Below are 19,959 nucleotides of genomic sequence, written 5' to 3'. Positions count from 1 at the left end.
AAATAATTATTACTGTCCACAAAAAGGAGCTTCAGGGTCTTTTGAACATAGATAATCTTTAAGCATCCTATTTTCGGCCTTAATCTCAGCATTTTCTTCTTTAAGGCTTGCGATTTCTCGACTATTTTCATCTACTTTTGTTTCAATTCCACTACTCATGAAGTTAAACATCTTCTTATTATCTTCAATCATATGATTTAGATCTTGAAGTGCATTGATAATATAAGGAGTGAACTCCCCTTGATTAAGAGTTAGGTATTCCCCATCCTCTCTATGCTTATCTACAGTTACTGCATGAGGAATTGCCTCTTGTACTTCTTGTGCAATAAATCCGTAATTAATCTTTTCGCTTTCATCCGCATTCCAAACATAAGTACGTGGACGTAGCTTCATGATCACGTCGATACCATCTTTGAAATCTTCAATATCATGCTTAAGTCTTCTATCTGAAGAACATGTGAAAGTTGCAGAACCTCCGGCCTTTTCACAAGCTGATCCAGTCCCAGAATATGTTCTAATACGTCCATCAGCGTAATTAATAGCATAGGCATCAGAAGAACAAGAGCCTTCACAGCCTGCACCTACCCAACCAGTCGCTCCAATATTCCCAGTAACATGAAGTGCATTTGTAGGGGCCGTCATTCCAATCCCAACATTTCCATCCCAAATGAATGTATTGGTATTTAGATCCATATAACCAGAAACTTTATCTGCATCTGTTTCAACAAAAGTTATCTGAGCATCAGACTCAATACTCATGGCATTATCATAAGGAAGAGATGGACCTAGTCCAGTTTTTGACTTTTGTCCCAAGAGATGTGGGTAGATCGCATACTTATCAGTTGTTGAAGTTAGATTATATCCAAGAGCATAATCAGAAGCCGTTGATATATTTCCAGCAGCGACATTTATTGCATTAGTATGTATAGCGTTTTGTGAGAATGTTGTAACGCTTGTGACATCTGTATCATAGACAAGTCTTAATTGCTCTACTCCTGTAGCATTATACGCGTAACCAGTAAAAGTTGCGTTATACATCGTCGAGTTATCAGGAATAGCAAGAGCAACATACTTTACGCCACTATAAGTAACATAAGCAAGATAAGTGTATTCACCATAGTTGATGATATTTCCTCGACAGCTATCATACGCACAGGCCGTATTAACTTGTGCTGAAACTTTTCGATTCCATGCAGCCGTTCCACCTCGCCTTAAATTAATCTCACCATTTACATAGTGCTCGTCTAAGAGAGCTCCATCATAGGCACGGTGAAGAAGAATATAATTTATCCCTGTTGAGTTTTCTGTTTGCGAGTATCCGTCAATCTTGCGATTAACGTGGTAATGCTTACCATTTTCATAAACATGTAAACGAGATGATGGAGTGCTTGTCCCTACCCCTACATTCGCCGTTTGACGACTTATGCTGATAGCATTGGTATCACTTGCTGTTAAAAGGTCGGCCGTCTCATGAACACCAATATGAAGATAATCTGGCCCCGTTCCATCATAGTGAATATATCCACCTTGGAATGTATTATTAGGCTCAGCAAAACGAATACGACCGCCTTCAAATTGATTACTTACATCTCCAGCAAGAGTTAGTGTTGGTCCATTAGTGACATCATCAGCTCCACGTACCGTAAGTTTTGAAATAGGCTCAGATGAACCGATACCAACCTTACCATCATTTGCGATGATCATTCTTGTTTGCTCTGATAGAGAACCGTTCGTTACTGTTTTAAAATCGAGATCAGTCCCTCTAGTCGTTGGAGTCCAGTTTTCTGAAGCTCGCCCTGAAATTCCGGCAAGCGCAGTTGTTGCCCAACTTGATCCATCATAGCCAGTAAAAGAAATTCGTCCCACTTCATGATTCTCTAATGGAGCTGTCTCTGCACCAATACTTCCCTTAGCTCCACGTAGGAGTAAGTGAGAAGGATTACCTGAAACGCGGTCAAAGAAGACAGGCTCTGTTCCGAATGTATGAATTTGACCTTGAGGAGTATTCGTCCCGATACCTACTCGCCCAGTGTTTTCAACAATTATACCAGTTGTACTATTCCAAGGAGCAGTTCCAAATGTCATATAAAGTTTCTGTTGAGTTGTTGCACTTCCTAGTAGCCCAAAACCTGCAAGCCCATTACTAGTAGAATCAACACTTCCATCTGGTGTATAGTGCATACCACGGGCCCAACTACCTGCCGTTACCGGTCTTTGTAAAGTAAGGTATCCACCTTTTAAAGTCATACTTCCATTTACTTCAAATTTATCAATCGGTGATGCTGTTCCAATCCCAACTTTTCCAGTGTTATAGTATATATCACTTCCCGAAGTCGACCATTGAGTCGCTCTTGCATCCACATAATTTTTAACAGCACTCACTGATGGCGCCTGAGTTGTTTCACTACCGGCCGTCGAGTTAACAACTGCCGCAGTTTGCGCGCGAGTATTTGTAAAATATAAGTTACCGGCTTCGGCCACATCATCTGTGTCCAGACCTGTAATTGAAGTAAATTGAGCATTGAGCTGTGCTTGAAGCTTTCCGTAAGCATCAACAATTGAATCGGTTGGTGCAAGAACTGAATTTGTCCCAACAGTGTAACCAGTAAGAGGAGTGCCCATAACATTAGAAGCTGGCACACGCCCACTTGCATCTAGTCTTAATAATTCATTGGCTCCATTTGCCGTATTGATAGCAAGGCCAACATCATTCGTATTTGCCGTAAGTGTAATATCACTTGAACTTGTTAGACCTTTAAAGACTAAGTCTGTTCCTGTCTTTGTTTTATAAAGAGAAGTTCCTCCAGCACTAGATGCAGTATTCACTTCACCAGCACCCGAGATAGCAGCGGCCAAACAACCAGCTCCATCAATACAAATATCATTCGTGGCCGTTACATTGATATTTCCATCTACTGTTAGTTTCTGAGTGGCCGTTGTTCCGATACCAACATTACCTGTAGCATCAGCAGTCACAATCTCTTGCCAATCTTTAAAGTCTCCAGTGTTATCACTGTGACGAATAAAGGCACGTGGGTCCTCAGTGTTATTTGCTTTAATGTGAAGTTGAGCAACAGCACCACTTGCAACACCGCTTTGCATATTAAGTGTCGCCCCACTCTCTCCAGGAGTTGGAGAACCAGTTGTTGAAGTATTGGCACGATATAAACCAGCAGGAAGAGCATTGCTATCAAGAGAGTTTGAGGCCGGTAGACTCAATCCAATATTATTGGCCGAAACAATTCCACTCACCTCTAATTCTGTTGTTGGAGAATTAGTCCCAATCCCCACACTACCTTGGAAGTAGTTCTTATAAGCTGCTCCAACTTGGTAAAGTCCAAAACGATTGGTCACAGTTCCACCTGCTCCACTATCGTTACCAATATGAAGATCATAAGCATTTGTCACTGTACCTGAACGATTATAATTTGTGACCTTGATCCCATATGCATCAGTTGTAACCGGGTTTGCTGTACCATCAAAGCTATGATGTCCGTAAGCAACGTTAGATGCTGTTTGCACAGCTAAAGTTCCATTATCTCCGCTTACACCTGCGTTTCTTAGGGCCTGAGTCAATTGTCCTACTTGCATACCTGAAGAAGTCACTCCGGAATCAATTTGAGTCGTATTAATAACATAAGATCCACGAGAAGAGTAAGCTCCATTCGTATCAATCGAATGAACAGTCTGAGAATAAAGTCCCGACTCATCGACATTTGCGTTATTTGTCAGTGTATCTGTTACATGTAACTTCGTGCGTGGAGAAGCTGTTCCAATCCCCACCATACCTGTTGAATAATAAATATCACTTGCCGACGTTGTCCATTGTGTTGAGTTAGCAGCAATTGAAGTTGCTTGAGAATTAAGTTGTGCTTGCACTTTTCCAAAGGCCTCTAACACAGTATCAGTCGCTGCAACTGTTGAAGCTGCTCCAGTAGAGAAGCCTGTTAGTGCAACATCAATGGCAGGATTATAATTAATAATTGAATCTGCTAACTTATCACCTGCTCCAACTTGAGCAATCTTGCCATTTGTCGTTCCCACGTCAACCGCAAGAGTTCCAGTTGATGTAATCGTTCCACCTGTCAGACCTGTTCCACCAGTAACAGAAGTTACTGCAGCTGCAATGGAAGTAGCATGAGCATCAAGTTGTCCCTGGATTTTTCCAAAGGCCTGCAAAATTGTATCAGTAGCAACAACGCTTGAAGCGGCTCCCGTTGTGTAACCAGTTAAGGCAACATCAAGGGCCGGATTATAGTTAATAATTGAATCAGCTAATTTATCCCCAGCTCCAACTTGAGCAATCTTGCCATTCGTTGTCCCCACATCAACTGCAAGAGTTCCCGAAGAAGTGATCGTTCCACCTGTAAGGCCTGCTCCACCAGTTACTGACGTCACAGTTCCAGCATTTCCAGTTGGCCAAGAAGTTCGACAGTCGGCCCCAATACAAAGCCCTGTCCCTTTAACATAACCTGCTACATCTAATTTTTGAGTTGGTACTAAAACACCAACCCCTACTCGTCCAGCATTAGTTACAGCAAGACTTTCAATATCTGTTCCATCAATATCACTTACAATTCTAAAGCTATGATAGCTATTTGAAACACCTTCAGAAGCAATGAGAAGACCTGCCATATTTGCATAATCTGTAATAGCGGCAACATCAGCATCAGTCGCACCAAAGCGCATTGTGTTGACGTCGTTTGCTCCTCCAGTGATATGTAGCGGTCCTGTTGGAGAATTTGTTCCGATCCCAACATGCCCAGTATTAAAATAAATGTCGAGTCCTGAATCTGTCCATTGAGAAGATGTAATAGCACCTGTTTGAGCTGTTACATAGTTTTTTACTGAATCAACAGAAGGTGCAATTGTTGTCTGCACGCCACTCATATCGTTAATGACTTTTGCATCAGCAATTGCCGTTGCCGTTGTATCAACATAAGTTTTAACAACATTTTCAGTTGCAATAGCAGAAGTCGTTCCGAGAGGGCCAGCACTATTAACAGTTAGACCAACATCACTTGGAGTTGCCCCAGTCTTATCAATCTTAGACCACGCAATTGCTGCACTCGTATTGATATCAGCATCAACAATTAAATTATCTTGAATATCATTTGCTGTTGTTGAAGGTGGTGTTGTATTACCACTCTTCACACGTCCCTGCGCATCCACAACAACAGAATAGTAAGTTGTATTATCAGTCACAAGACTTGGTAATCCTATGACACCCGCATTATTAACAAGAGTTGAATCAACAGCTACTGCTGCGGTTTGATCCACGCATTCAAATTCATTTGATGCATTTACAGAAACAACCTGTCCAGTCGAACAAGCGCCAGTAAAATCAACGCTATCAGGAGTGATCGCATCATTTGCAATAGTCTCGGCAAGGGCCGCGTGGTTGGCATAAACCGCAATTGGAGTTGCTAAGATATTTTGAAAGTCATAGACAACTGGATTTCCCACATCAGTTATATCTGTTACTTGAATAACGAGAGTCTCAGAAGCTGGAATAGCATCAATCACTGCTGCAATACCTGCAAAGTCTAGCTCGACAGTGTAGATTCCATTTGAAAGTGGAACAGCATTGATTGTCTCAGTTCCCCTACTTACTCCAGTAGAGCCGGAATAATAAAGATCAAATTTAAGATCAGGAGTTCCTGTAACCGGTGTGCCATTTGTTTGCACAAGGCGGCCAGAGTAGCCTAGCTTAGTCGTCGACGCAAATATTCCAGTGCTTAAGAATAGACTTAAGCATAGAGCTAAAATAAATGTTAATTTTCGACTAACGTACAACTAACTTCCTCTGTTAATACAGTGGCATATCGACATTTTAGTCCAATTGATTAAATGAAAGAAATTTAATGACTTAGAGAGGAAGAATTTGCGTAAGCTTAAGAAAGCCGCCAATAATTTGAGTTACTTATTGATGTGTTAAAGTATAGAGACCTTGTTTATTTGAGGTAATCCCTTGCTCATTGCTTAGCTGACCTGAATTAGAAGTATTTGGAGTGGCCTGAAAGTGTCCATAACCAACAAAGCCACCGTAAGTTGTGCGAACTCCAGAAATAACAGAAGTTGCTCCCGTCCCCGTAAAGGCAGCAATGGCAAAATCTTTAACAACTACATTTTGCACCTGGCATGAAACGATTCCTAGATTGCGATCTTCGATAACTGTTGCAATAAAGTTATCCCCTATAACAAAATCTGTAATTCCTATTAATTGATCAATCTGTTGGGTTGCAGGATCTAGTCCTGATACATCAACATCTGTCGCAATTGATGAAAAACCTGAAACGTTATAATCATGATAAATCTGATCACATGTCCAGTTAAGGCCAGCTGCTCCAGGATTTGTGCCTTTAAAATTAATCTGATGATAGAAGTAATTTGATTTCCCAAAGTCAGCGGACTGAGTGTAATTCGAGACAGAGTTAAACGTTGTCTGCGCGTAGACCTTTGGAAAGGTCACCATTAAGTCTGGCGGAGTTGAGTCAATATGATAAGTAAACTCGGCCACTTCAGTTGAGCTTGTCGTACTCATCGATTCAGCAAAGTATGATAGGCCATACTCTCCATCCACTGTACCGACAGCAATAGGCCCAGAGTAAATTGTTGGAGATGAGACAGGATCACAAAATCCCCCACCTGATTGTAAACAATATGAAATCCTAGAGTTCTCACTACAAGTGATTGTTACATTAATTGTAGATGAATACATCCCTTCAGCACGATCAACAGAACATGTCACAGGAGTAATCACTGGATCATTTGAGCTTCCGCTTCCACTTGGAGTTGTTGTTGATGATGAATTTGAGTCATCCGAATTTTCAGTTGTTGTCGTCGATGAGCCACTCTTAACACCAAGGTCATCATTTGATATTGAAGCAACGGAATTAGAAGTCGTTGATCCATCACCAGAACCACTATCAGAAGAGAAATTATTTGTCCCAGAGCTATCGCCACCAGGGCCGCCAGCATCTCCACCACTACCAGAAGGGCCAGCATATGAGCCACCAGCAGAAATACTTCCACGGCCACTACCACCACCTAAATTTCCTTCGTAACTTGAGCCATCTAATTGCTGAGCTTCATAGGCAGGGTCTCTCACAACCTTTCCGCCTACATTCACACGTGATTCTTCATTCTTTCTTTTTCGTGTAGGAAATTGTCGACTGATCTCTTCTTCAAATGAAGAAGGTCTACGCTTAGGTCGCCCAAATTCATCGACCTCTTGCCCTTCGATTCTCTCTTGTGCATCAAGAGACTCAGAAAGCATTTTATCTTCTGGAGAAGTTGATGATTCAGGAGCGAGGAAGCTAAAATAAGAAACAACTGCAGCTAAAGCTCCAGCACCAAATATATTTCTTAAAAGTGAGCGAAATTCTGAACTCAAAGTAACACCTTCCCCTACTCTTCTTATCGGTTAATTTTAATATATCTTTAAAAATATCAATAATTGAGTAGGAAAAGGCGCCAATATTAGTAAATAACCAAAATTATTTGCCAAGTATTCGTGTCAGAGCTAAACCAGCTCCGAGTTCGTTAAATGCAGATACTGATAATGCTTTTCATATTGAGTAACAGCATCAGCAACAATTTGTTCTTTTGAATAACCATAGATATCGTACTCTTGTCCCCCACTTAGTAGGAAAACTTCTGCACGATAATACTTCTCTTGGTTACCAGGTAAGAAATCAGGAACTTCAAAGGACCTTAGATAAACCTCATACTTAAAGTCCTCAACTCCTTCCTTTTCAATAACAAGAGAGATTGCATCATCTTTACCATAGCGAATAACCGCTTCTAGTCCATTCTTGATAAACTCTTGCTGTAATTCTTTGAGTCCAGGCTCAACGACATCGGCCAGAAACTCCTCTGCAACTTTGTGCTTAGGATGACTTAAGAGAGCGTTTAAGTGCTCCTTCCAAGTCATACTCGCCTTCTCGTATTGAACAGAGCTTGTATGATTTAGAACCTGATTACGTAAGAGATAATCACTACGTAAGGACTTTATTAAACAATAAACTGCAATTAACAATAAGAAGATCATCGGAAATGCCGAGGCAATCGTCATTGTTTGCAGGGCCTCAAGACCCCCAGAGTGTAGAAGTACAGCTGCGACAACACCTTCTGTTACGGCCCAGAAAACTCTTTGCCAAACAGGCGGCTCTTGCTTCCCACCAGAGGCAAGAGTATCAATAACGAGTGATCCTGAGTCAGATGAACTTACAAAGAAAGTAATAACTAGGATGACTCCTAAGATTGAAAGTGCACTTGAGAATGGAAAGAACTCAAAGAAGCGAAATAGCGCAACAGGAACATTACCTGTAACAGCTGCAACAAATTCCCCCGTTGTATCTTTAAGTGCAATTGAGATCGCAGAGTTTCCAAATACAGTCATCCAAAGGAATGTGAAACCTGCAGGAACAAACAGGACTCCAATCATAAATTCACGAATGGTACGCCCTCTTGAAATACGAGCAATAAACATCCCTACAAATGGTGACCATGAAATCCACCAACCCCAGTATAGTAGTGTCCAACCACCGATCCACTCTTCTTTCTTCTCATAAGCATAAAGATTGAAAGTTTTGTAGATAATGTCTGAAAGGTACGATCCAGTATTTTGAACATATTGTTGAAATAAGTGGACAGTATCTCCTAAGACCATGACTGCAACGAGAAGTAAAACAGCAACTGCAAGATTAATATTTGATAGCTTCTTAATACCACCATCTAATCCCAGAACAACAGAGACTGTTGCCATTGCCGTAATGATTGCAATGAGTCCCACTTGAATCGTTTCTGATTGTGGAATACCGATTAGGTAATGAAGTCCTGCATTTACCTGAGCAACCCCAAAACCTAAAGATGTCGCAACACCAAACATTGTTCCAATTACGGCAAAGGTATCGACGATGTCACCAAGAGGGCCATGAACTTTCTCTCCTAAGATTGGATAGAAGGCCGATCTTGGAAGAAGTGGTAGACCTTTTCGATAACAGAAATAAGCAAGGCAGACGGCCAAAAGAGCATAGGCTCCCCAGGCATGTAGGCCCCAGTGAAAGAAGGTAATTTTCATTGCCTCCCGAGCACTCTCGATAGTCTGCGGGTCCCCTACAGGAGGAGAATTGAAGTGCATGATTGGCTCAGCAACTCCAAAGAAAAGTAGACCAATTCCCATCCCTGCAGAAAAGAGCATGGCAAACCAAGATAAGTTTGTATAGCTAGGCTCTGAGTGATCTGGGCCAAGTTTGATATCACCAAGGCGACTTACCATTAGCCAAAGTGATGTGAATAAAATGATTCCCATTGCTAAAACATAGACCCAACTGGCCTTAGCAATTAACCAAGCTTGTATCCCCTTAAAGAACTGACTTAAATGTCCTGGCCAAAAAGAGCCAACTGCAGTGATTAAGAGAATAAAGAAAGCTGAGGTAAAGAAAACATTTTTGTTGATTGTTGATTCGACGACTTCCGTCGATTTCGATTCTTTATTGATAACAAACTCCCCTTTAATTGGACCCGTACCGGGACCAACACAAAATAACGTATAAAAACCAATGCATTCTTATCGACATCTTGGCCAAGAATTTTAAAGTTAAATTTCTTTGATTTAACTTAACAAATTAATTACTCACACCAATCATGAATCCCACCGTTATAGCTTCTGTTACAACAACGAGGTAAATATGGAAATTACGAAGATAATGACAAAGAAGCCTATTACTATCACAGAAGATAAGACAGTAAAAGACGCTGCGAAGTTAATGTGTGATAAGCGAATTAGTGCGCTACCTGTTCTAAACAAAGATGGTGATGTCGTTGGGATCATTACGGAGTCTGATTTTGTTGGTAAAGAAGTCGAAGTCCCCCACGCTATGGCAAAGCTTAAGCAGGCTTTTGGGCATAACTTAAACTTCACTCAACTTGAAAAGACATACGAGCTTATTAAAGAAGTAAGAGTTGGTGAAGTCATGACAAGAAACGTGAAGTCCCTAACAGAAGAGACTGACCTTGAAGGCTATATACAATTTATGATTGAAAAGCATATTAAGCGAGTACCTGTGATCAAAGATAATAAGCTTGTTGGTATCGTCACTCGAAAAGATATCATTAAGTCATTTCTCTAGACTCAATTTATAGCGATATGGTAAGGTGCTTTCATGTCTCATATTAAGCAAAAGATTTCACTTTTACCGCTATTATTATTTGTCGTTATCTACTTAGGCTCTGGGATCTATTTCCAGATGAAAGGTGTTAAACACGCCTTCTATCAAGTGCCGGCACCGATTGCAATTCTACCAGCAATCCTCCTTGCCTTCTTTATTACAAAAGATACTTTCAATAATAATGTTTCTAAATTTGTAAAAGGAATTGGGCATCCTGATATCATTACCATGTGTCTCATCTATCTTCTTGCTGGAGCATTTTCAACGATTGCAACAGAAACAGGTGGAGTTGATGCTATCGTTAACCTAGGCCTATCAATCATTCCAAACTCCCTCATTCTTCCGGGAGTCTTTGTTATCTCTGCCCTTGTTTCGACGGCCATGGGAACATCAATGGGAACAATCGGTGCGATCGGCCCAATCGCTCTTTCAATGGCAACCAAAACAGATATCAACCTAGGAATCCTAGCAGGGGCCGTGATGTCTGGGGCGATGTTTGGTGATAACCTATCTGTAATCTCTGATACGACCATTGCGGCCACAAGAACACAGGGTTGTAATATGCGAGATAAATTTCAAGAGAACTTTAAAATTGCATCATTTGCGGCCCTGATAGCTATTGTTGTTTACTTCTTTCTTATTTCAGCTCCCAATGTAGCAGTTGAAAAACCAACAAATTTATTTTTAGGTCTACCATACTTCTTCATTCTCTTACTTGCTATCTTAGGAGTGAATGTCTTTGTTGTCTTATCAGGAGGAATTATCCTTGCTGGTATCGTTGCGCTATTTAATGGATTTGATTTCTCGACAATTATAGGGCTGACTTACCGAGGCTTCAGTAATATGCAAGAGATCTTCCTACTCTCCCTTTTAATCGGTGGGCTTAGTGAGTTCATTAGATCAGAAGGTGGACTAGACTATATCTCTCATAAGATTCAAAGACTGATTTCTAAGCTTGCACACTTAAATAAGAATGCTGCTGACCAAATTGGTATTGGACTCTTATCTGCTCTCACAAATATGTGTGTCGCAAATAATACGGTTTCTATTATTATCGTTGGCCCTATTGCAAAGAAGCTTGCTGTGCAGGGAAATATCTCACCTAAGAGAAGTGCTTCTCTCATTGATATTTTTAGCTGTGTAGTTCAAGGCCTACTTCCTTATGGCGCCCAAGCATTGCTTCTGGGTGTGACCTTTAAGATCTCTCCTTGGGAAGTTGTCACAAACTCTTACTACTGTATGATTCTACCGTTTATCGCCCTAGGCTTCATCTTTACAAGACGTTAGACCGTATAATTATTGCGATTTCACCTATTTCCATTGAGATGAGCAGGGATTTTTGTCATAAAGACTCATGCAAAATTCCTTCATTAAGTATTTATTATTTATTTCATTATCAATTCAAGTATATGCACTTAGTGAATATGCCGCTAGTTTTGAGACAGTAAATAGCGCGAAATGTAGCACAAAGGTTCCAAGTAATTGGCAAATCACTCAATATGCAAGGCCTTATCTCAATACAAAAATTGATGAAGCCTATTCACTACTTGTTAAGACTTACGTCTATAATGGTTTAAAAGACAAAGCAGATTTTAAAACTAAAATAGCAGCGGCCAATAAATGTCAGACAAAATCTTGTAAGCTTAAAGAGTTATTTGAAAGTGATGAACTCGTCGAGAAATCAATCTTCTTACTTTTTAAGTACGGCCTTAATACTTCTCCTTATGCAAACAAGGATGCGGCCTTACTTGATTTAGAACAAATGGATGCCATTATCAAAGGTGTAAATCTTCTTCCAACTCACCTTCCAAAGTTATGGGTTAGTAAAAGACTGGTTCGCCATATTAAGAAAGATATCGGTTACGGCCATCGTGGAATGATCTTTGCGAATGCTTCAATTGAACTTTACGCTCCTTGGGATCGCGAGCTTGATGAAGATGGTAAGGCCTACAGCCTCTTTCATGAACTTGGACATAACCTCGCCTACTTCTATAACTTAAACTACTCATCTTTTTGGTGGGATATGTCTGGATGGATCGATCACCCAATGGGCTGGCGCTATAACCGCGATGAAATGGTTTCAAAATACGGGCAAACAAATCCAAGCGAAGATGCAGCAGAAAGTATTGCGGCCTACCGTTTAAACCCGACTCATTTAAAGAAAGTGTCACCAAAGAAGTACGCCTTTATTCGTGACTATATCTTCTTAGGGCAAGAGTATCTAAATGGATCAAGCTGTTCTAATACGCCAGTTAAAAGCTACTTAGAGAAGCTTATTTCAAGCGCTCGTAAAACGTGCAAGAGTAACGATTGTCTTATCACTAATATCAAAACTAAGATAAAAGATGACAATCGCTACCCATTATTTCTAAAGGCGAAGGATGACTTCTTTAAAACTTTCCTAACCAGGTAATTGTCCTCGGTTAAGAGAGATATGAAGATGAAGAACTTCGTTATTGTAACGATTATCCGACTCGTCTGATAAGCGCACAATATCTGAAATTGAATCAATCTGATTTTTGATAAGAGAAAGATATCTTGGGGAGATTCTTCGAATCATCATCTTATTGACGAGATTTTGAAACTTAAAGTTTCGGCCAAACTCCATATCCCAATCGTCAAACTTACCGTAGGCCTTCTTAATCGCCTCACTCTCCTCTTTTGGAAACCTAAACTCAGTTGATCTTGCATAGATCAATCCATCTTGTTCAAAGGCTATCTCGGCCTTGATAAGATCGTTAACAACACTCTTTTTAATGGCATAAGTTTTAAGTTCGCTAATCTTTAAAGCACTTCTTGAAAGAGTCAAAATAAGAAAGAGAAAGTAATGAGACTTCGTTTGAGCAAGTGTATTAATCTGCATGACAGAGAGGTAGCGTTGTCCTTGATTGGCCTTTGCAGCGACTTCTATGACCTTCTCATCACTCTGATTATCCTCTTTAAATAAGTAATCAAAAGAAGAGAATTGATTGCGACAAAAGCTTAAAATAAGAATATTGGCATCCTTCGTCTTAAGACACTTAGCAATTTGATTAACGATGGCAGAAGAAGGAAAAGCATCCCCTTTTTCAATCTTAACGAAATATTGATAATTGCAGTCCAAACCTTTCTTTGCCAGTACTTCATAGAATGATTTCGCACTCTTATAACCGTTTGCCTTTCTAATCTTAACCAAATCTTGACCAAAGTGATCCATAAATCTCCTGACAGGCGACTATCGCCTAATAGAATACTTTTCAATGAATTATCGGAATTATAGAACTCATTCATTAATAAAATTTGGAGATAATAATAAATGAAAAAGCTAATTGCTCTGCTACTAATTTGCCTTACGACTTATGCTGGAAACGGTGTTGAGCGCGGAAGAGTAATCTTAACGGGACAATTTAAAATTCAAAAAGAGATTAGAAATTATCTTTCAAAAGAGTTAACGAAGTGTTCTCTAGGACTTTCTCAAGAGAGATTTGATATCAGAAATATCGCAATTTCTGAGGATCGAGTTGATCAAGGGATCACTGACTACTACTACAAAATTGAACTTACCCACTTAGATAATATTGGAAATAATCTAAATGACATCAAGATTGAAATTGAAGATGCTGATTATAGTAACTGGCGCCGTTACGAAGAGAAGCTATCGATTCAATTGCTATCTGATGTGAAAGGAAATTGTAATCTTTAATTAATAATACACTTACTAACAACGGAGAAAAAAATGAAATTTATTCTAGTAGCACTTATGACTCTTTCGGCATCAGCTTCAATCATCAACTCAACTTTTGAAGCACGTCACAATGACAAAATCGTTGACGCTATCATCAACGAGTGTAACGTAATGAAAGACCTTACTCTTGTTTCAACAGAGAAAGTAAAAGTTGTTGTTGACCAAGGGATCGTAGACTACAAATTCGTATCAACTTTCACAGGAAAGCAAAGATACGATCAAAATATGTTTGATCACTATGAAATTACAGTAGAATCTTGGCTATTTGATGGTTATGACCACACAACTCAAGAAGCTAACTGGTACAATGTAGAATCAGTAAATTGTGAAATGACTGCAGAAATGCAATAAAAAGAAAAAAAAGAAAGGCCTCATTAGAGGCCTTTTTTTATTTTACGCTTTCAAAAGCTTTTAAAATATCTTTTCTTGTAATGATTCCAACTAGCTTATCCCCGTCACATACAGGAATTCTCTTAAGTTGTTTTTTCATCATAAGCTCAACAACAGCAGTTAGAGAGTAATCTGAAGTAACAGTCGTTACATTCTTTGTCATAATCTCAGATAGTGGCTTACTCTTTGCTTTCTTGTAAATATCTTCAACATCACCAAGATTATAATCCATTCCAAATAGTCTCTTGATAGAAGCTAGTGCATGTGGAATCTCAACTTCTCTACCGATAAAGTCAGATTGAGTTACAATTCCAACAAGCTTATCACTGCTATCTAAAATTGGCATAACACTCACACCTAGATCAAGCATCGATTTTGCAGCATCTGCAACAGTTTGAGTATCGCGACAAGTTGTTACATCTTTAGTCATAAATTCAGTTACTTTCATATAAACCTCAATTTTCTATTAATCCCGTCTATTTTAACTTAAACTTGGCCCCTTAGCTATCATTATGAACATGTGCCTAAAACCGACTATAACGATAAAGTACTTAAATCCAATATATATTATGCATCATTTTTGGCCGTTACTTAATTTGACACAAAATTAAGGCCAAATTAAAGTATAGTAATGCTAATTGTTTATATAGTCATCTCGATTGGCGTCTCTTTTCTTTGCTCCATAATGGAAGCTGTCCTGCTCTCCATAACTCCGAGCTTTATTTTGGCCTCCCAGCGCCAAAATCGTAGCTATGCAACGGCACTGAAAAAGTATGCTTCAAATAAAGACGAGTCCATTTCTGCAATCCTTACCCTAAATACATTTGCTCACACCCTTGGTGCTGCTGGTGTTGGGTCTGAGTCCATCCAAATGTTTAAGGACATGGGAATCAGTGGTGCTAATTTAGAGTACTACCTATCAGCTGTTTCCATCATTTTAACTTTGGCAATCCTCTACTTATCAGAAATCATTCCGAAGTCTCTTGGGCATCATTATTGGAAGAGCTTAACTCCTTCCCTATTAAAGATTCTTCCTCCATTGATCTTTATTTTAAAGCCAATCCTCTTTATATCAATGACATTGATGAGGTTATTAAAGACAGAGGCCGAACATAAGATGAGCCGAGAAGAAGTTGAATCAATGATTGAATTAGGTGTTCAAACAAAGGCCCTAGCAAAAGATGAGGGGGAATTCTTAAAAGAGTCTCTCTTGGCATCTCGAAAAGTCATTGAAGAAGTCATGACTCCTGCACGCAAGGTCTTTATGGTACATATCGAGGATACAATTGCCTCTGTCTATGACCTAAAAGCTCCAGTAACACGCATCCCATGTTATGGAGAGAGTGTTAATGAAATTAACGGCTATATCCATAAAGAAGATATTGCAAAATCAATTATTGAAAACAATAAAGACAAAAAGCTTTATGAATTAGATATCATAAGGCCTATTGCTATTGTCAATCGCCAAACCCCACTTCGAAATCTCTTTAAGCGCTTTATTCGAGAAAAGGAACATATCGCCATGGTGAGTGATGACTACGGAACAATTCTAGGAGTGATTACACTTGAAGATATTGTTGAGACATTCTTTGGAATTGAAATTATGGATGAGTTTGATGAAGTTGAAGATCTACAAAGTCAGGCCAAGGATGAGATCTTAGCTGAAGAAAAAAAAAGAGAGCACCTGTAGCACTCTCTTATTAGTTTTTTAATCTTTAAATGTTAATGGCATTTGAAGGTATCTCACGCCATTATCTTGTGGCGCTGGCATATGCCCTCCACGAATATTTACCTGAATACTTGGTAGCAGAAGCTTTGGTGCAGCAAGTGTCTTATCGCGACTTGTGCGAAATTGTACATACTCTTCACGACTCGTATCTGCTCTAAGATGTACATTACTCTTCTTATTCTCACCAATAGTACTCTTGTACTTTAGCTCTCTACCGCCTGGCTGATAGTCATGACCAGTGTAAACATTTGTCTCGTCTGGTAACGTATAAAGCTTCTTTGTAATTGAGTCATAAAGTGCGTTTGCATCTCCACCAGGAAAATCACATCTCCCCGTACCATAATCAGGCATAAAGAGAGCGTCCCCTGTAAAGACATTATTACCAATGATAAATGAAGAACACGCTGGAGTATGCCCAGGAGTGAAGATCGTTTTTACTTCAATTGTTCCGGCCACGAGTGGTTCATCTTCATTTAAAAAAGCATCGAAGTCTTCAAGCTTAATCTCTTTTAAAATATTAAACTTTGCACCAAAAACTTCTTGAACAATTTTAATATTCTCGTTGATCGCAACTTTTACACCAGGAAAGAAGTCCTTAAGTTTTAAGGCCCCTGTTAGGTGGTCAGCGTGTGCGTGAGTTTCTAAAATATAGTGAGGCTTAAGTCCCGCTTCTTTTACAAAGATAGCAACTTTTTCAACTGACTCTGTCGTGATTGTTGATGATGCTTGATCATAATCAAGAACTGGGTCGATAATCACAGCATCCTTTGTCACGTCATCATAGACAACATAAGTTAGTGTGTAAGTTTGCTCATCAAAGAATGTTTTTATATTTAAATTATCCATAATTTCCTCCTATCATAGAGTAAATAAATTTATGAGAAAAGACATTGACCCCCATCAATGTTTAAGAAAAATTAATCCCCTATACTGATTTCAGGAGGAAATATATATGGCATATCTATTAGCACTTATCGCGGGAACAACTCTTGGGCTCTTAGGCGGAGGCGGTTCAATCCTAGTCGTTCCAATCTTAGTTTATATTGTCAAAATCGATCCAAAGATTGCCATTACCATGAGTTTAGCAATTGTCGGCCTAACAGGCTTTATGGGGACACTAAGACATCACAAGAATGGAAATGTTATGGTGAAATTAGCATTTCAATTTGGTGCCATGACAATGCTTTCAACTTATCTTGGAACTTACCTGGCCTCTTTCATTAGTGGACAGGTTCAACTCTATATCTTTGCAGGAATCATGCTCTTGGCCTCGGTTTCGATGCTAAAAAATGGTAAGAATATCAAGGTTAAATCGTCATCAAATCTAACGATTTTTGGGGCTGCGAGTGTTGTCGGGATTGTCACTGGTCTTATTGGAGTTGGTGGCGGATTCCTCATTGTACCAGCACTGGTAAACTTCTTTCATGTCCCAATGAAGAAGGCGATTGGAACTTCCCTGCTAATTATAGCGATTAACTCTCTGATTGGTTTTGTGGGAAATATTATCAACTCACCTAACCTAGAACTTGATTATCAATTTATTGCTATCTTTACAGCTCTGGCCATTGTTGGTTCACAATTTGGTTCGGCCCTGACTCATAAGCTACCACAAGAAAAACTTAAAAAGATTTTTGGTTACTTCTTAATTGTGATGGGAATTTTTATGATTGTTAGAGAAACACTACTCTAATTTCTTCTTTAATTTCTTCAAATACTTTTTCATAAGAACACCGTATAATTTTACCACGACCTCTGGCTTTGCATTAAAGCCAAAGGTCTCTTTAATCATACGACGATCAAAGTCCACCACATACGTAAAGAGAGTTCCATTCTCACCTTCTTTAAACATGCGATTACTTCTTAAGAAATATGGATTTGATCTTACTGTTTCAAATAAAGCCTGATAAGGAGCATTTAATTCAATCAGTTCAGTTGTCGTAATAAAGTGCTTACGAATACCAATCCATGCATCTTCTCTAAAAGTGCTCCCGATTTCAAAAGTACGAGAGTTCGTTGCCATATCATTAACTTCACTACGCCAATGATGATCATTCATTGGGTCGGCCACAAATTCAAAAACTTCTTCAATTGGTGCATCGATTTCGATACTGCCAGTGACTTGGACAGTCTCAATTGCAAAAGTAATATTTGAAATAAGTAGCGTAATTAGAAGTAAAAGATTTTTCATATAAAAATGATGGCAATCTTAATTTGATCTGGCAAGTTTACGTCCAAAATATAAAGTCAATTGGATGATCAAAACACTCAAGAATGCACTCGTTCCAAGTGCTCCACCATAGCCTTTTAGATATGGGACGAGGTATTGAAAGAAAAGAGCAAAGAAAACTGCACCGATGACAATGGTATAATTATGCATCTTTGTAGGACAACTCATTCCCACAAAAGTTGAGCCAAAGAATATCACGGCCATCATTTCATAATTGGGCACTGTAAAATATAAGATCGCATAAGCAACTAAAGTTAAAAGACCGGAAGCTCTAATGGCCCCTATCTTCTTAAAGCGTGATAGGTGAAAAGTTGAAAGTGCACCGATGAGTGAAACTCCAATTGCAGTAATCATATGATACTCCCCTTGATAAAGAAGAATAAGGCAACACTAACAAAGGCAATCGTTCCAAGCTTTCCGCCAAAGCCTTGAAAGATTCTTAATGTATAGAAATATAGAATTGCACCAATAAGAGAGATTCCTAAAATCTCCCAGTAATTTGAGACCAACTCACTAGAGCACATGCCTGCAAAGCTTCCACTATAGACTGCTGCTTGCAGAGTCATTCTCATTGGAATGAGACCAGCGATTAGGCCAACAGTTGCGGAGGCAATGACTGGAGACCAGCTGAATTGTGAATGTAAGATGAAACAAAAAAGGCATCCTAAAAAGAATGCCCCAAATTTGTATAAAAATTGTATTCTCATGCCCCTCTATCTTAGAGCAATGAACTTAGTTTTCCAACACGTAATGGAAAACAAGTGGCGCAACAATCGTTGCATCGGACTCAATAATGAACCTTGGAGTTCTTGAAGATAGTTTCCCCCAAGTGATCTTTTCATTTGGAACAGCTCCTGAATAAGAACCGTAACTTGTTGTCGAGTCAGAGATTTGGCAGAAGTATGACCATAGAGGAACATCGTCTTCCATATCTTGGTTAAGCATTGGAACAACACAAATTGGAAAATCTCCGGCAATACCACCACCAATTTGAAAAAAGCCGATACCACCATCACCACAATTTTCTGGGTACCACTTTGCAAGAAACATCATGTACTCAATTCCGTTTTTGACAAGTGAAGGCTCAAGCTCTCCAGTTAAGCAGTATGAAGCAAAGATATTTGCTGTTGTTGAATCTTCCCAACCTGGAACGATAATAGGAAGGTTCTTTTCACAAGCGGCCATAACCCAAGAGTTTGCCACATCTGTTTCAAATTCTTTTGCAAAGTCTTCACGACGAAGAATACGATAAAGAAATTCGTGAGGAAAGAGTCTCTCCCCTGCTTTGGCAGCATTTGACCACTCTTCAAAGAGATACTTTTGAAGTTTTCTAAAGGCAGTCTCCTCTGGAATACAAGTATCAGTCACACGGTTAAAGCCTTGCTCAAGAAGCTCTTCTTCTTGCTCTGGACTGAGGTCTCTATAATTTGGAATTCGCTTATAGTGGTTATATGCGATGAGATTCATAATATCTTCTTCAAGGTTTGCACCTGTACAAGAAAGAATCTGAACCTTATCCTGACGAATCATTTCAGCAAGTGAAACCCCAAGCTCTGCCGTACTCATGGCACCAGCAAGAGTGATCATCATCTTCTTCCCACTATTTAAATGGTCGACATAGGCCTTCGATGCATCAACAAGTGAAGCGGCATTAAAGTGTCGATAATTGCGACTAAAGAATTGGGCCATTGTACTCATAATAAATCTCCTGACA

Annotated in this window: 17 protein-coding genes; 7 read left to right on the top strand and 10 right to left on the bottom strand. The window is 39.4% G+C overall.

Annotation, left to right across the window (positions count from 1 at the left end):
* Positions 1-9: 9 nt before the first annotated feature.
* From ABMA72_RS14330 to ABMA72_RS14320, 3 genes are all read right to left on the bottom strand, one after another.
* A complete protein-coding gene (locus ABMA72_RS14330; RefSeq protein ID WP_393057622.1) occupies positions 10-5,796 on the bottom strand; it encodes a tail fiber domain-containing protein in 5,787 nt (1,928 codons plus the stop codon).
* Positions 5,797-5,923: 127 nt separating this feature from the next.
* The gene (locus ABMA72_RS14325; protein ID WP_393057620.1) at positions 5,924-7,396 is read right to left on the bottom strand and encodes a hypothetical protein; all 1,473 of its coding nucleotides are present in this window, start codon (positions 7,394-7,396) and stop codon (positions 5,924-5,926) included.
* Positions 7,397-7,525: 129 nt separating this feature from the next.
* Positions 7,526-9,505 carry a BCCT family transporter gene (locus tag ABMA72_RS14320; protein WP_392860230.1) on the bottom strand — a complete coding sequence of 660 codons (1,980 nt, stop codon included), beginning with the start codon at positions 9,503-9,505 and terminating at the stop codon, positions 7,526-7,528.
* A 190-nt stretch (positions 9,506-9,695) separates the two neighbouring features.
* Between ABMA72_RS14320 and ABMA72_RS14315 the strand changes: the two genes are divergently transcribed.
* From ABMA72_RS14315 to ABMA72_RS14305, 3 genes are all read left to right on the top strand, one after another.
* Entirely contained in the window at positions 9,696-10,136 is a 441-nt protein-coding gene (locus ABMA72_RS14315; RefSeq protein WP_392859596.1) for a CBS domain-containing protein, read from the top strand.
* 33 nt (positions 10,137-10,169) lie between these two features.
* Positions 10,170-11,462, top strand: coding sequence for a Na+/H+ antiporter NhaC family protein (locus ABMA72_RS14310; protein ID WP_393057618.1), 1,293 nt, complete (start codon positions 10,170-10,172; stop codon positions 11,460-11,462).
* A gap of 67 nt (positions 11,463-11,529) precedes the next feature.
* Entirely contained in the window at positions 11,530-12,588 is a 1,059-nt protein-coding gene (locus ABMA72_RS14305; RefSeq protein WP_393057616.1) for a hypothetical protein, read from the top strand.
* Here the strand turns inward: ABMA72_RS14305 and ABMA72_RS14300 are convergent.
* Positions 12,577-13,371 carry a hypothetical protein gene (locus tag ABMA72_RS14300; RefSeq protein WP_392859587.1) on the bottom strand — a complete coding sequence of 265 codons (795 nt, stop codon included), beginning with the start codon at positions 13,369-13,371 and terminating at the stop codon, positions 12,577-12,579. The two genes, ABMA72_RS14305 and ABMA72_RS14300, sit on opposite strands and share 12 nt — an antisense overlap.
* A gap of 99 nt (positions 13,372-13,470) precedes the next feature.
* Here ABMA72_RS14300 and ABMA72_RS14295 point away from each other — a divergent pair, with 99 nt between their 5' ends.
* Positions 13,471-13,857: a hypothetical protein gene (locus ABMA72_RS14295; RefSeq protein WP_392909028.1), complete on the top strand. Its 387-nt coding sequence runs from the start codon at positions 13,471-13,473 to the stop codon at positions 13,855-13,857.
* Between the two features lie 33 nt (positions 13,858-13,890).
* Positions 13,891-14,250 (top strand): hypothetical protein, encoded by a 360-nt coding sequence (locus ABMA72_RS14290; protein ID WP_392859582.1) that lies wholly within the window; start codon positions 13,891-13,893, stop codon positions 14,248-14,250.
* Positions 14,251-14,287: 37 nt separating this feature from the next.
* On the opposite strand, the gene ABMA72_RS14285 is transcribed toward ABMA72_RS14290, so the two are convergent.
* A complete protein-coding gene (locus tag ABMA72_RS14285; protein WP_392859579.1) occupies positions 14,288-14,737 on the bottom strand; it encodes a CBS domain-containing protein in 450 nt (149 codons plus the stop codon).
* A 183-nt stretch (positions 14,738-14,920) separates the two neighbouring features.
* Here ABMA72_RS14285 and ABMA72_RS14280 point away from each other — a divergent pair, with 183 nt between their 5' ends.
* Entirely contained in the window at positions 14,921-15,979 is a 1,059-nt protein-coding gene (locus ABMA72_RS14280; RefSeq protein WP_393057614.1) for a CNNM domain-containing protein, read from the top strand.
* Between the two features lie 18 nt (positions 15,980-15,997).
* Here ABMA72_RS14280 and ABMA72_RS14275 read toward each other — a convergent pair whose 3' ends face one another.
* A complete protein-coding gene (locus ABMA72_RS14275) occupies positions 15,998-16,864 on the bottom strand; it encodes an MBL fold metallo-hydrolase (protein WP_392859574.1) in 867 nt (288 codons plus the stop codon).
* Positions 16,865-16,970: 106 nt separating this feature from the next.
* On the opposite strand from ABMA72_RS14275, the gene ABMA72_RS14270 reads away from it, so the two are divergent.
* Complete coding sequence (locus tag ABMA72_RS14270) at positions 16,971-17,708, top strand: sulfite exporter TauE/SafE family protein (protein ID WP_392859572.1); 738 nt, start codon at positions 16,971-16,973, stop codon at positions 17,706-17,708.
* Here the strand turns inward: ABMA72_RS14270 and ABMA72_RS14265 are convergent.
* Genes ABMA72_RS14265 through ABMA72_RS14250 form a run of 4 tightly spaced genes read right to left on the bottom strand, consistent with a single transcriptional unit; the run spans position 17,700 to position 19,943 of the window.
* Complete coding sequence (locus tag ABMA72_RS14265) at positions 17,700-18,206, bottom strand: SRPBCC family protein (RefSeq protein ID WP_392859569.1); 507 nt, start codon at positions 18,204-18,206, stop codon at positions 17,700-17,702. The two genes, ABMA72_RS14270 and ABMA72_RS14265, sit on opposite strands and share 9 nt — an antisense overlap.
* Before the next feature lie 18 nt (positions 18,207-18,224).
* Positions 18,225-18,599: a hypothetical protein gene (locus ABMA72_RS14260; protein WP_392859566.1), complete on the bottom strand. Its 375-nt coding sequence runs from the start codon at positions 18,597-18,599 to the stop codon at positions 18,225-18,227.
* On the bottom strand, positions 18,596-18,952 hold the full coding sequence (locus tag ABMA72_RS14255; protein ID WP_392859563.1) for a hypothetical protein: 357 nt from the start codon (positions 18,950-18,952) through the stop codon (positions 18,596-18,598). Before ABMA72_RS14255 ends, ABMA72_RS14260 begins: the two co-directional genes overlap by 4 nt.
* Before the next feature lie 25 nt (positions 18,953-18,977).
* Complete coding sequence (locus ABMA72_RS14250) at positions 18,978-19,943, bottom strand: deoxyhypusine synthase family protein (RefSeq protein ID WP_392859560.1); 966 nt, start codon at positions 19,941-19,943, stop codon at positions 18,978-18,980.
* Positions 19,944-19,959: the final 16 nt, after the last annotated feature.

It is taken from the genome of Halobacteriovorax sp. CON-3, from assembly GCF_043196995.1.
Taxonomy (GTDB): domain Bacteria; phylum Bdellovibrionota; class Bacteriovoracia; order Bacteriovoracales; family Bacteriovoracaceae; genus Halobacteriovorax_A.
Note: the sequence above shows the minus strand (reverse complement) of the source record. Positions and strands in the feature narration are given on the sequence as shown.